Source organism: Klebsiella sp. TF21-TM, assembly GCF_019753495.1.
Taxonomy (GTDB): domain Bacteria; phylum Pseudomonadota; class Gammaproteobacteria; order Enterobacterales; family Enterobacteriaceae; genus Klebsiella; species Klebsiella quasipneumoniae.
Genome location: NZ_JAIJYL010000011.1, coordinates 155,545 through 168,230, shown reverse-complemented (window position 1 = coordinate 168,230; position 12,686 = coordinate 155,545). Strand labels below are relative to the sequence as shown.

Here is a 12,686-nt window from a genome sequence, read left to right as displayed (position 1 = left end):
GTAACAGGATGAGTATCATGAACTTAAGCAGCTCCCGCATGATCCAGCATTCGCTGCCGCGCCGCCTGCTGCATAACCACTCGGGCGTGGTCAGCATCGCGCTCTTTTTCGTCTTCTGCTGCGTGGTGTTTTCGCTGATCACCAGCAACTTTCTCACCGGCACCAACTGGCTGAATATCATCCGTCAGAGCGCCCCGCTGCTGATCGTCGCGACGGCGATGACCCTGGTGATTACCACCGGCGGTATCGATCTGTCGGTGGGCTCTACCCTGGCGCTGGTCGGCGCACTCTCCGCTATCGCCCTGAATAGCTGGGGGCTGCCGTGGCCGGTGGTACTGCTCGGCGGCCTGCTGCTCGGCGGCGTCGTTGGCGCCATCAACGGCTTCTTTATTGCCTATGAAGGGATTCCGGCGTTTATCGTCACCCTCGCCACTCTGGCAGTGGTTCGCGGCATCGCGCTGCTGATCACTCAGGGTTATTCGATTCCGGTTCCGGCTGACAGCCTGTTTACCTTTATCGGACGCGCGTGGGTAGTCGGTATCCCCATGCCCGCGCTGCTCGGCATTCTGATTCTGGTGATCGGGCATATCGTTCTTAATCACATGCGTTTTGGTCGCTACGTGACCGCTATCGGCGCCAACGCCGAAGGCGCGCGACGCAGCGGGATTAACACCAAAGCCGTCACGATGAAGGTCTATATCCTCAGCGGTATGGCCGCCGCGCTGGCGGGAATGATCATTACCGCTCGCCTCGGCAGCGGCTCCTCCAACCAGGGTGAAGGCTTTGAACTGCAGGTTATTGCCGCCGTGGTGCTCGGCAGTACCAGCCTGTTTGGCGGCTTCGGTACCATTATCGGCACGCTGCTGGGCGCGCTGTCGATTGCGGTCATTCAGAACGGGCTGATCCTGTCGCATATTTCGCCTTTTTACACCCAGATAGCTACCGGCACCATTATCCTGCTGGCTATCTGGCTGAACACCCGCATTCTCAACCCCACGCGCTCCGCGGCAAAAGGATAGCTGATGAACGGATCAATTTTTCGTCATCCCTCACCGCTGCCGGTTGGCGTCAGCAGCGGTTACGTGATGACAGTGCTTGGCCCGCTGCCGATTAACGAAATGGGCGTCACCCTGATGCATGAGCATATTCTGCTGGATGCCTCCGGCAAATGGGTGCCGCCCTGCTGCTGTAGCGATCGCCATCTTGCCGAAATGCCGGTGAAAATGGAAAACCTTGGCGAACTGTCGCTGAATCCGTTGATGAGCCGCGATAACTGTCAGCTGTTTGATGTCGACGTTGCGATTGAGGAACTCACTAAATATCGCGCCCTTGGCGGCGAAACCGTGGTCGACCCGACCAATATCGGTATTGGCCGCGATCCGAAAGCGCTGGCGCGCATCGCGCGTCTGACCGGTCTGAACATTATTATGGGTACCGGCTTCTATCTGGAGCCTTCTCACCCCGAGTGGGTAAAGACCAGCAGCGTTGAACAGCTGACCGAACGGCTGATTTACGATCTTGGCGGCGCGGAGGAGAAACCGGAGGTACTCGCCGGGCTTATCGGCGAAATCGGTATCTCCAGCCGTTTTACGCCGGATGAGGAGAAATCCCTGCGCGCTGCGGGTCGGGCCAGCGCCGCGACCGGCGTGCCGATCGAGGTCCATCTGCCGGGCTGGGAGCGGCTGGGTCATCGGGTGCTGGATATTCTCGAGCTGGAAGGTGCCGATTTACGCCATACCGTGCTGTGCCATATGAACCCCAGCTTTGCCGATAAGCGCTACCAGCGCGAACTGGCCCAGCGCGGAGCATTCCTCGAATACGACATGATTGGCATGAGCTATTACTACGCCGACGAGTCAGCGCAGTCGCCCTCCGACGAGGAGAACGCCCGCGCGATCCGCGAGTTAATTGACGACGGCTATATCCAGCACATTCTGTTGTCGCAGGATGTCTTCCTGAAAACCATGCTCACCCGCTACGGCGGCCACGGTTACGGCTACATACTCAAGCATTTTGTTCCGCGTCTGCGGCGCCACGGCGTCAGCGGCGAACAGCTTGAAACCTTAATGATTGGAAACCCCCAGCGGGTCTTTGGCGGATAAAAGGAAACGTCATCATGCAGAAAAAAATCTTACTGGTCGGTGAGTCCTGGACCAGCACCTCAACGCACGTTAAAGGCTTCGACCAGTTTGCCACCGCCACCTGGCACACCGGCGCAACGGATTTTCTGGCCGCGCTCGCCGACAGTCCCTATGCCATTACCTATATGCCCGCCCACGCGGCGGCGACAGACTTTCCGCTGACGCTGGAAGCGCTGGAACACTGGGATGCGATCATCCTTTCGGATATCGGCGCCAATACGCTGCTGCTGCATCCGGACACCTGGCTGAAGAGCCGCCGCACCGCCAACCGTCTAACGCTCCTGCATGATTACGTGGCCGGCGGGGGGGCGCTGATGATGATCGGCGGCTATTACAGCTTCCAGGGGATCAACGGCGGCGCACGCTACCGTAATACCGCGGTGGAGAAAGTGCTGCCGGTTCGCTGCCTGGCCTGGGACGATCGCATTGAAACCCCGGAAGGCTGCTTTGCTGAAGTGGCGGGATCTCACCCCCTGTTTAACGATATTCCGGGCGAATGGCCGTGGCTGCTGGGCTATAACGAGGTTGAAATGCATCCGGAAGGTAAACTGCTGGCGACCGTGGCCGGTACCGATCATCCTCTGCTGGCCATTCGCGAATATCAGCGGGGGCGCTCGCTGGTGTGGACCAGCGACATGTCGGCACACTGGCTGCCGGAAGAGTTTGCCAAATGGCCCGGCTATCGCCAGCTGTGGATTAACTGCCTCGACTGGCTGACGGAACGCCGCTGATGACCGCTACCCTTGAGCTCGCCCGGCAACTGCTGGGCTTTAACACCATCAACCCGCCGGGCAGCGAAGCTGACTGCATGCGGTTCTTCGCCGACTGGCTTGCCGATAGCGGTTTTGAGGTGTCGCTGTCGTCATTCGGCGAGGGACGCTGCAATCTTATCGCCAGGCTGCCCGGGTCGAAGAGCGGTAAACCGCTGGCTTTTACCGGACATCTGGATACCGTCCCGCTGGGAAATGCCCGCTGGCAGTACGATCCTTTCGGTGCGCAGATGGAAGACGGGCGTCTTTATGGACGCGGGTCGAGCGATATGAAAGCGGCGATAGCGGCATTTGCCGTCGCCTGCGTTCATCAGCGGCAAACGATTCGCGCCGGGCGCGGCGCACTATTGCTGATCACCGGCGGAGAAGAGACCGGCTGCGACGGCGCGCGGGCGCTGATCGCCTCCGATACGTTGCCAGAGGTGGGCGCGCTGATCGTCGGTGAGCCCACCGCCAACTACCCGGTTATCGGTCATAAAGGCGCCCTCTGGCTACGCTGCGAAACGCGGGGAAAAACCGCCCACGGCGCGATGCCGGAGCTGGGGATCAATGCTATCTATCTTGCGGCTGATGCGCTGGGTAAGATCCAGCATTTTTCGCCGGGCGCGCCGCATCCGCTGATGAAGCAACCCACCCTCAACGTCGGACGCATAGAGGGCGGACTCAATATTAATTCCGTACCGGACCGCACGCGTTTTGATGTCGATATCCGCAGCGCGCCCAATTTACAGCACGCCGCTATCCGGGAGCGCTTGACGACGCTGCTGGGCGAAAGCGTTACGGTCACCACGCTGGTCGACCTGCCTGCGGTCCTGAGCCGGGAGGATCATGCATGGATTAAGCAGGTTTACCAACGCTGTCAGCCGCTGCACGCTGAGCCGATTACGCCGCGCGTGGTGCCCTACTTTACCGACGCCTCGCTGCTGCTGCCTGCCCTGGGCGACCCGCCCTGTATTATTCTCGGCCCCGGGGAGCCGTCGATGGCTCATCAAACCGACGAGTACTGCCTGCTCAGCCGGCTGGCGGAGGCAGAACGGCTATACGGTGACCTGATCCGCGACTGGATGGCCTAACCGTCCGCGACGAAAGCCAAAAATGTGTGACGGTGTCACTTAAAGCGAGCATGATGCATTCAGCGTTTGAATAATCTCGCGGAATAACAGAGGATAACCGCCTCGTACACGAAATGTGTCACCACCAGCAAGGAGGCTTACCATGTCCGTGAAAATTAACGCCGTGCTCGTTTGCACCCTCTCTTTCCTCCTTTCCGCCTGTTCGGGTCATGCTTCTGCGCCGGACAGCGCCGAAGACGCTCAAATATCGGCAGAAGTGGATAAGATACTTCGCGATTATCAAACGGGTGCCGATACGTCACCGCAGGCCAATGCCTCACGCTATCTGGCGCGGATCCAGGCGGCTATCTTCGCTAACATAGACCAGCCGGACTCCTGGCAAGGGCAAAAATGCTCGGTGCGCTTTACCCTGCAGCGTGACGGGACGGTGCAGGATCCGACGGTCGAGAACGGCGATCGGCCATTCTGCGCGCAGGTGATGTCCGCGCTGAAAGTCGCCAAAATTCCGCCTGCGCCAGATGAAAAAACCTATCAAACATTCAGCCATGTCGTTCTGGACTTGAAGGCCTGAGCTTGTCCGTAGAAAGCGCCCCGGTCATCGCCAGGGCAATGGCTAAAAAGATAAGCTGACAGCCTGCTTAACAGACGCTTTTTGGCGATCAGCGAGGAATGATTCAATGGTGCTTGAGTCGAGGTGATGAGCGGCAAGAGCGCCGGCTGAACGGGACAGCGCATCCAGGTGCGCTGATGATGGCCTCTTATTCATGACTCAATCTCTGATGCATGAAATCAATAAGTGCTCTTGTTTTTGCCGGCAAATAACGCCGATCGGAATACAGGGCGAACAATTGCAAGGGGGCCGCCGATTGTTCAAATTCAATTTCGATTAACCGGCCATCGTCAATATAGGGCTGGCAGGCTTGTTTCGACAGGATGGCATAACCGACGCCTGAGATGGCCGCTCGCCCTGCCATCTCCCCGCTGTTGACCCGATAACGACCGTTCACTTTAATCGTCTCGAATCCGCCCTTTTTATTCACAAACTGCCAGGGAGCGCCTTTAAGCGCATTTACCGTTGTAATACAGGGCAATTCTTCAAATTGCTGTATACGAGAAGGCGTGCCATAACGCTGGATAACGGAGGGGGCCGCAACGATGGTGCAAGGGATGGTCACCAGATGACGGGCTATGTAGTCACTGTCATCCATCTGACCACGACTCACAATGACAGCGAGATCCAGATCATCGCGCAGGGATTCATAACCAGACAAATTGGTGATGCAACTTATCTCCAGGTCCGGATGCTGACAGGCGAAATCGGCAACAATAGCGCCCAGCAGTGCAGGACCGATTTCATTGGGAATACAGATACGTAGTGGCCCCTTGAATTGCATTTGCCGCAACGTTAATTCGGTTTCAGTTTGCTCAAGCGCTTCCAGTAATGGCTTCGCCCGGGTATAGAGTAGATGCCCCGCCTGAGTGAGTTTCATATGTCGGGTACTGCGTTCAATAAGCTGAAGATTCAGTTTGTCTTCTAGCTGAGCAATGCAACGGCTCACATTTGATGCCGGCATTTCAAGGGCTTTCGATGCCCCCACAAAACTGTCTCTTTCAACTACAGCGATGAAGACTTTCAGCGCATTAAAATCAAGAACTGGCCGCATCAACTATCCCACATATGATAATAATGAGTGCCATTTTTACCATCTAATCGATAAGTTTGATAGCAGTTAAGCTAGGTTATCTTTCATCAACAGGTCGCTTGCTATGCCACGGGTCACCACTACATTTAATCAAAAGGCGCTGATACGGATAGCGCTGGTCATCGCTTTTGTGCAGTTTACTAATGCGCTGGAATATATGATGTTCAGTCCTGTTTTTACATTTATGGCCGCGGATTTCGCTGTTCCCGTCTCCTTCTCAGGCTATGTATCCGGTATGTACACCTCTGGAGCCGTCCTGTCGGGAATTATCGCCTTTTACTGGGTTGACCGTTGCAATAAGAAGCGTTTTCTTATCGCTAATATGGTGCTGCTAGCCATAGCGACACTGTTGACGACATTCATAACCAGTTTTCCTCTTCTTCTTACCTTGCGACTCTTCGCAGGGCTGGTTGGAGGGACGACAATGGGGGTGGGGATCGGTATTTTGATAAACCACACGCCGGCTGACTTGAGCGGAAAAATGTTGGCGACGGTGATTGCGTCATTTTCGCTGGTAAGCGTTGTGGGGATGCCCGCTATATTATTTTTGTGTACTCATTACGGTTGGCATGTCGCGTTGTGGTTAATCAGCACGCTCTGTTTGTTGGCATTGCCATTGATCGTCACTGTCATTCCTCAGGACCCCGTCGCTTTCGACACGTCTCACGCGCTGCCCCTCGATGTTGATACTTTACTGTTTGCTTCCGGTAATGCGCTGGTACAGTTTAGTCCAATGCTGATCATTCCTGTTCTGGCGCCATTAATGACGCAGCTGTTGGGGGCTTCTGAAGGCCTGCTGCCCTGGCTGTTCTTCGACGGGGGACTGGCGGGGTATCTGTCAACAAGAATGACAGGGGCATTAACCTCTCGTTTTTCTGCCTTGAGTTTGGCGACCGGGTCAACCCTCGTTTTTATTCTGAGCTTGCTGATACCCCTCCTGGGCTATCCGCATCCGGCGCTGTTTATGACGTTATTTCTCGGGGCAGCTTACAGTCGTCTGGTTTCATCTTCGGCGGTTACGATTCAGTTTCCTGATAACAACCAACGAGCGGGATTCTCTTCATTACAGACGTCCATGATGTATCTGATGACGACTGCCGCATTTTTCCTGTCCGCTTTTCTGTTACCTGACCATCGCATGGCGCTCCAGAATATGGACACGTTGCTGACGCTATGTGCAATTTCCGCATCAGGATCCCCAATTATTATCATCATTTTGCAAAAAAAACTGGCTAAGCGGACGATCCCGCCCGATCGTTGCACCACTGGGTAGAACATGGCGCGCCCTGCCCTGGGCATTAAAAATTATCATTGACCCTGGTGTGGTCGCTAAATGGAGATGAGGGCGTTTTTTTGTCTGACGGTGTCTGAATTTAGTACCTGGCGGGAAGCTTATGGATTTTAATGAGTCTTCCCTCTTCCATTTCGATAAAACCACCCGTTTTTAAATCTGCAAGAATGCGCATGACGCCGCTGCGAGAAAGATGGGTTTTCTCACGGATGTAGAGTTCCGCTGTGACTGCGGCGCGATAACTCTCATCTTCTTCGATTAAATTGAGCAACTGCTGGCGGATCATCTCGTACGCCGTCGGCGCGCCCTGCGGCATCACATTGTTGTAAAGTCGGCCATACACAAACATCAGTTGCTTTGAGAGCAGCCCCCATAACGACTTTTCTTTAATGATGTCATGAACACGAGCGGTGGAGATCTCGCCAATCACGCAGGAGTTGATAGTTTTAATGTAATCATCGAAGTAAATATCCGTCAGATTGGCAAGACCAAACACGGCGGGACTGCGCGCAGTGGACAGCATCATATTATCGTTTCGGCGATAAACCGCTACGGTTCCCTCAAGGATGAGGTAACACATCCCCTGGCCATTCACCTTGAAATCCAGTTGCTCCCCCCTTTCAGTTTTACGTGGCGTGCAATACGGCTGTAAATGCGTTATCAACTCTTGCGCGTAGGGTGAACCTCTGTGAGGTTTTGCTGAAGAGGACATAACCGATAACCTTTAGATTGACCTGTCTGATTATAGCCTGGCTTCCTGTTGCGGGTATCCTCATCGTCAGTATTTTCGAGGCAAATGGTTGATATCAAGAAGTATACCCCGTTCCATGGTGATGTAGTTCCCGGTTCGCAGCTCTGCCAGAATTCGCATAATCCCGCTCCGTGAAAGATAGGTGCGGCTCTTAATATAGGCTGCAGCCGTAATTTGTTGCCGTATCGCATCCGGCTCTTGCATCAGTTCAACAAGCTGAAAGCGGATGATGTCATAAGCCGACATCTGCGAGATTTGTGCGCAATGCTCATACACCCGGGAGGCCGTGTAAATCAGGAGTTTCGAAAAATGCTCCCATAGATCCAGTTGCGCCACGATGTGATTAAAACAATCCAGTGACACCCGGGCGATCTCTGACGTCTCCAGCGCTCTCACATAGAGATGCTCTGAGGAAAACTGACTACTGACGCCCAGAATAAAGGGTGATGATTCAGAATTTAAAACAATGCCATCGCCGCGACGGTGCAGCGCGACGCTACCTTGCAATAGTAAAAAACATTGCCGGATATCATCTTTATAATAATGCACGACCTCACCTCTGCCGATCACTACTCTTTCTGCTGCTGGCAACACATGATTTATCAGAGTCTCGATGTGCCGAAATGGTTTTAATTCCAGGGCAATTGATTTGTCCTGGTTTTCCGGGGGGGTTAAGCGCGTGTTCATATGCTGCCTCAATTCCTCTACGGTGATCGCTTTATTGATCGACCCGACGAATTATCTTAAAAATGAAGAAACCGCGAAATATTGGTTTAGGGTCCAAAAGTAGACCGTGCTAAAGATGTACTCTAAGTAATTGATTTTGTGCCTCATGACCTTTGAGTCTAAAAATAGACCGGGCCTTAATAAATACAATAAAAAAAGGAATGTTACTTATTCGTTAAGTGAGAGTCTACTTATAGACCCACAAATCATTTGAGTTTAAGAAAGTGATTAGATAAATTTTAGCCAGCCAGCAGAACAGTTCATGATCTTACCGTAATTAATTATGGCTGCCATGCTGCACAGTAAAAAATAAGGCGCTGGTACAAAAAGAGTGTAACGCTCATCGGCACCCTATTGCCTGAATATAAGTGGCAAACCAAGTTAATAAGGAAACAACGTAATGAAAAAGAGTCTTGTTTTAGTTGCCTTGACCGCAACTGCAGCGCTGTCTATGTCTCACGCTTTTGCTGCCGCTGGCACCGTGAATTTCGTCGGCAATATTCTTGATACTGCCTGTGAAGTCGATGTGGCATCGCAAAACCAGCAGGTCAATCTCGGTAACTTTTATAAAACTGAATTTCCGAACAGTGGCGCAAAAGCGGCTGCAAAGGATTTTAATATCGTGCTTAAAAACTGCCCAACCACAGTGACTTCGACAAAAGTACGCTTTGATGGCACCCCCGATCTGACCAACCCTAACCTGCTGGCTATTGATACCTCAACCTCCAGTGCGGCGTCAGGGGTGGCGATTAACCTGATGACCGCCGATAAAGTCGACCTGCCTTTACACGGTGAGAACAGCTATAACTACACCCTTAGCAGCACCCAGGACAATACGCTGAAATTCTACGCGCAATATATCTCCACCACGGCATCAGTAACGCCGGGTACGGCCAACTCTGTTGCTAACTTCTCCATTGTATATAACTGATTTTCTGTCCAGAAAAGCTGATGGGGTCGATACGGCCCCATGTTTCAGAGGTCTAAAATGAATGTTCTTCGCAGTATCTTGCTTACCACCACGATATTGAGTATTGGCTTATCCGCTGCTCAGGCCGGTGTCGTTATTGGTGGTACGCGGGTCATTTTTGATGGTAATAAAAAAGAAGCCTCAATTGGCATAAATAATCCTGATAAAACCCCCTACCTGATCCAGTCCTGGATCGAAACGCCGGGTGGCGGTGCCGAAAAGGCGCCTTTCATCATTACGCCGCCGTTATATCGACTGAATAATGGCCAACAAAACGTCGAGCGCATTGTTGCCACCGGAGCATTACCTCAGGATAAAGAGAGCTTATTTTGGCTTAATATAAAAGCCATACCCTCTGCAGCTAAAGTTGACAATACGTTGCAAATTGCCATTAAAACCAGAATCAAGCTCATCTACCGTCCGGCGGCGATGAAAGGCGCATCCCCTGAAGAGCAGGTCGATAAATTACGCTGGCAACGCGTCGGTAATAAGATACAGGTAAACAATCCGACTCGGCATGTCATGAATTTTAACGAAATTTCACTATCAGGTAAAAAATTACCCGATGTCAGTTATGTATTACCCGGTAGCACAGCGACGTTCGATTTACCCTCCGGCGTAACGGGCGGGCCAGTGACATTCAAAATTATCAATGATTATGGCAGTCCCGGGGCAGAACACAAAGCCAGTCTGTAGACCGGCGAAAAGACACTGAGTGGGATTTATGATGATGGCAATGGATTATATAAAAGCACGTTCTCCACGGTTGGCATTATTGATAACCATCGCGCTCTTCAGTAATACGCAAAATAGCTATAGTCGCGATTTTTTTAATCCAGAACTGGTTGAACTGGATAATCCGGGGACAGAAAAAGTCGATCTTTCTGGTTTTGAATCGGGCGCGCAAGCTCCCGGGGATTATCATGTTGATATCGTCCTAGACGATCGGTTAGTTGATACCCGCGATATCAGGTTTGTGTTGATGAAAGAGCCTGGCGGTGATGACAAATTAATCCCCTGTTTATCCATTGAGCAATTAGAAAGCTGGGGGGTGAAGACTGGACTTTTTCCCGCGTTAAAAGGCGAAACATCCTGTGCGAACCTGTCCGCGATCCCTCAGGCCAGTACGGATTTCCAGTTTGCCATGCAGCGTCTGGTATTGAGCATTCCGCAAGCGGCACTATCAGCGCAAGCGCGCGGAGCGGTGTCGCCGGATCGCTGGGATCAAGGGATTAACGCCGCCCTGCTCAACTACAGTCTGAGTGGGGCCAATAACTGGGCCAAAAATAGCAACAGCAGCACCAGCGATAATCAGTATGCCAACCTGCGTCCTGGCGTGAATATTGGCCCCTGGCGGTTAAGAAATTACACCACCTGGTCGCGCGATTCACAGGGTCACGATGCCTGGAAGACGGTTTATACCTATGCTCAGCGTACGATAATCCCGTTACAGTCGCAGCTCACGCTGGGTGATAGCTCTGCCCCGGCAGATGTCTTCGACAGCATGCCTTTTCGGGGAGGACAACTTGCCTCCGATGATGACATGCTGCCCGACTCCCTCAAGGGCTATGCCCCAGTGGTGCGTGGTATCGCCCGGACCAATGCCCAGGTGATAATTCGCCAGAATGGCTATCAGATATACCAGAGCTTTGTGGCGCCGGGGGCTTTTGAAATCACGGATATGTATCCTACCGGCGGCGCCGGCGATCTTGATGTCACGATTAAAGAGGCTGATGGCAGTGAGCAGCACTTTAGCGTGCCATTTGCCTCCCTTCCCGTATTACAGCGTGAAGGCCGAATAAAATATGCGTTAACGGGCGGCCAATATCGTTCTTACAACGGCAGCGTGGACAAAACGCCCTTTGCTCAGATGAGCGTTATTCTCGGCTTGCCCTATGGCTTTACGTTTTACGGCGGATTACAGGAGTCGAGTAAGTACCAGTCCCTCGCCGCGGGCGTCGGTAAAAACATGGGTAACTTTGGCGCAATCTCCAGCGATATCACCCAGGGCTGGTCCACGCCGCAAAATATGCCGAAATCCAGGGGGCAATCATGGCGGGCTCGATACAGTAAAAATTTTGCCGCAACGGGCACCAACTTCGCGATTGCCGGCTACCGCTATTCGACCAGCGGCTACTATGGCATGCAAGAGGTCCTGGATTCTTACGGTGACAGTCAGGCGCTTCAGGACCGACGCCGCAACCGTGCTGAGCTGACGTTGAGCCAGGGGTTGGGAGACCATCTGGGATCGTTGATGCTGAACGCCGCGCGTGAAGATTACTGGAATTCGGGTAAGGCAATGGAATCATGGAGCGTTGGGTATAACAACTACTGGCACAGTATCAGTTATGGCCTGACCTGGACGCTGAGTAAGAATGGGAGCGCGGGATCGTACAGCTCAGCCCACAGCGACGATAAAAACCAGATGCTGGCGCTGAATATCAGCATTCCCCTGGAAAAACTGTTGCCGCAGACATGGGCAAACTATGGCATGAATACCAGCAAGAATAACGGTACGACACACAGCGCTGGGTTAAATGGCGTTGCTTTGCCGAATAATGCGCTCAACTGGAATATTCAACAGGGTTTCGGCACTCACGATGCGGCCTACACCGGCAATATGAATGGTGATTATCGCGGCACCTATGGCGAAATCACAGCCGGGTACAGCTATGACAAAAATACCGATCGTCTGAATTATGGGATTCAGGGGGGCGTGGTTGCGCATGCCAATGGCGTGACGTTTTCTCAGCCCCTGGGTGAAACCAACGTGCTGATTGCCGCCCCCGGGGCTGCCGGCGTAGGCATCCAGAATATGACCGGAGCGACAACCGATTATCGCGGATATACGGTTGCCTCTAACTTAATGCCTTATCGCAAAAATGATGTGTCATTAATCACTGAAACATTACCGGCTAATGTTGAGTTAGAGCAAACGGTCAAAACCGTGGTTCCTACGCGTGGCGCGATTGTCAGGGCGAACTATCGGGCAAGCGTAGGCGTTCGCATGTTGATGACCTTGAGCCAGCGAAACGGCCAGGTAGTGCCGTTTGGCGCAATGGCCAGCGTTGATGGAACAGATCATAACAGTTTTATCGTGGGTGATAGCGGACAGGTCTATTTGACGGGTCTCGATCCCGAGGTAAACCTGACCGTGAAATGGGGAAATCAATCCGCAAACACCTGCAGGGTTCATTACTCGATAAACATGACGAAGCTGAATAACGATGTGATTATCGATAATGCTGTTTGCCGATAACG

General features: G+C 52.9%; 12 protein-coding genes. 9 read left to right on the top strand and 3 right to left on the bottom strand.

Going from position 1 to position 12,686, the window contains the following annotated elements; genetic code table 11:
* The first annotated feature begins 17 nt into the window (after positions 1-17).
* The 5 genes from K5R89_RS13125 to K5R89_RS13105 all read left to right on the top strand — a co-directional run bounded on the left by K5R89_RS13125 (position 18) and on the right by K5R89_RS13105 (position 4,555).
* Positions 18-1,019, top strand: a complete 1,002-nt coding sequence (locus K5R89_RS13125; RefSeq protein WP_072413205.1) for an ABC transporter permease — start codon at positions 18-20, stop codon at positions 1,017-1,019.
* A gap of 3 nt (positions 1,020-1,022) precedes the next feature.
* Entirely contained in the window at positions 1,023-2,102 is a 1,080-nt protein-coding gene (locus K5R89_RS13120; RefSeq protein ID WP_117127783.1) for a phosphotriesterase, read from the top strand.
* 14 nt (positions 2,103-2,116) lie between these two features.
* A complete protein-coding gene (locus K5R89_RS13115; RefSeq protein ID WP_023289712.1) occupies positions 2,117-2,872 on the top strand; it encodes a glutamine amidotransferase in 756 nt (251 codons plus the stop codon).
* Positions 2,872-3,984 carry a M20 family metallopeptidase gene (locus tag K5R89_RS13110; protein ID WP_049014095.1) on the top strand — a complete coding sequence of 371 codons (1,113 nt, stop codon included), beginning with the start codon at positions 2,872-2,874 and terminating at the stop codon, positions 3,982-3,984. The genes K5R89_RS13115 and K5R89_RS13110 overlap by 1 nt, the downstream gene beginning before the upstream one ends.
* A gap of 142 nt (positions 3,985-4,126) precedes the next feature.
* On the top strand, positions 4,127-4,555 hold the full coding sequence (locus K5R89_RS13105; protein ID WP_087827220.1) for a cell envelope integrity TolA C-terminal domain-containing protein: 429 nt from the start codon (positions 4,127-4,129) through the stop codon (positions 4,553-4,555).
* Between the two features lie 187 nt (positions 4,556-4,742).
* Here the strand turns inward: K5R89_RS13105 and K5R89_RS13100 are convergent, their stop codons facing one another.
* A complete protein-coding gene (locus K5R89_RS13100; protein ID WP_217259398.1) occupies positions 4,743-5,648 on the bottom strand; it encodes a LysR family transcriptional regulator in 906 nt (301 codons plus the stop codon).
* 103 nt (positions 5,649-5,751) lie between these two features.
* Between K5R89_RS13100 and K5R89_RS13095 the strand changes: the two genes are divergently transcribed.
* Positions 5,752-6,960 carry an MFS transporter gene (locus tag K5R89_RS13095; protein WP_044523261.1) on the top strand — a complete coding sequence of 403 codons (1,209 nt, stop codon included), beginning with the start codon at positions 5,752-5,754 and terminating at the stop codon, positions 6,958-6,960.
* 100 nt (positions 6,961-7,060) lie between these two features.
* Here K5R89_RS13095 and K5R89_RS13090 read toward each other — a convergent pair whose 3' ends face one another.
* Positions 7,061-7,690, bottom strand: coding sequence for a helix-turn-helix domain-containing protein (locus tag K5R89_RS13090; protein ID WP_072413210.1), 630 nt, complete (start codon positions 7,688-7,690; stop codon positions 7,061-7,063).
* A gap of 66 nt (positions 7,691-7,756) precedes the next feature.
* Positions 7,757-8,416, bottom strand: a complete 660-nt coding sequence (locus K5R89_RS13085; RefSeq protein ID WP_049014092.1) for a winged helix-turn-helix transcriptional regulator — start codon at positions 8,414-8,416, stop codon at positions 7,757-7,759.
* A gap of 439 nt (positions 8,417-8,855) precedes the next feature.
* Here K5R89_RS13085 and K5R89_RS13080 point away from each other — a divergent pair, with 439 nt between their 5' ends.
* The 3 genes from K5R89_RS13080 to K5R89_RS13070 are packed head-to-tail and all read left to right on the top strand — an operon-like array spanning position 8,856 to position 12,684.
* Positions 8,856-9,386 (top strand): fimbrial protein, encoded by a 531-nt coding sequence (locus K5R89_RS13080; protein ID WP_023289719.1) that lies wholly within the window; start codon positions 8,856-8,858, stop codon positions 9,384-9,386.
* Positions 9,387-9,443: 57 nt separating this feature from the next.
* Positions 9,444-10,121, top strand: a complete 678-nt coding sequence (locus K5R89_RS13075; protein WP_049014138.1) for a molecular chaperone — start codon at positions 9,444-9,446, stop codon at positions 10,119-10,121.
* Positions 10,122-10,149: 28 nt separating this feature from the next.
* Positions 10,150-12,684 (top strand): fimbria/pilus outer membrane usher protein, encoded by a 2,535-nt coding sequence (locus K5R89_RS13070; RefSeq protein ID WP_217259399.1) that lies wholly within the window; start codon positions 10,150-10,152, stop codon positions 12,682-12,684.
* Positions 12,685-12,686: the final 2 nt, after the last annotated feature.

Bases quoted from the DNA above. Each gene is read 5' to 3' on its own strand.
- K5R89_RS13120 (WP_117127783.1), top strand. From the start codon at position 1,023: ATGAACGGATCAATTTTTCGTCATCCCTCACCGCTGCCGGTTGGCGTC.
- K5R89_RS13070 (WP_217259399.1), top strand. From the start codon at position 10,150: ATGATGATGGCAATGGATTATATAAAAGCACGTTCTCCACGGTTGGCA.
- K5R89_RS13085 (WP_049014092.1), bottom strand. From the start codon at position 8,416: ATGAACACGCGCTTAACCCCCCCGGAAAACCAGGACAAATCAATTGCC.
- K5R89_RS13110 (WP_049014095.1), top strand. From the start codon at position 2,872: ATGACCGCTACCCTTGAGCTCGCCCGGCAACTGCTGGGCTTTAACACC.
- K5R89_RS13095 (WP_044523261.1), top strand. From the start codon at position 5,752: ATGCCACGGGTCACCACTACATTTAATCAAAAGGCGCTGATACGGATA.
- K5R89_RS13105 (WP_087827220.1), top strand. From the start codon at position 4,127: ATGTCCGTGAAAATTAACGCCGTGCTCGTTTGCACCCTCTCTTTCCTC.
- K5R89_RS13075 (WP_049014138.1), top strand. From the start codon at position 9,444: ATGAATGTTCTTCGCAGTATCTTGCTTACCACCACGATATTGAGTATT.
- K5R89_RS13115 (WP_023289712.1), top strand. From the start codon at position 2,117: ATGCAGAAAAAAATCTTACTGGTCGGTGAGTCCTGGACCAGCACCTCA.
- K5R89_RS13080 (WP_023289719.1), top strand. From the start codon at position 8,856: ATGAAAAAGAGTCTTGTTTTAGTTGCCTTGACCGCAACTGCAGCGCTG.
- K5R89_RS13100 (WP_217259398.1), bottom strand. From the start codon at position 5,648: ATGCGGCCAGTTCTTGATTTTAATGCGCTGAAAGTCTTCATCGCTGTA.
- K5R89_RS13090 (WP_072413210.1), bottom strand. From the start codon at position 7,690: ATGTCCTCTTCAGCAAAACCTCACAGAGGTTCACCCTACGCGCAAGAG.
- K5R89_RS13125 (WP_072413205.1), top strand. From the start codon at position 18: ATGAACTTAAGCAGCTCCCGCATGATCCAGCATTCGCTGCCGCGCCGC.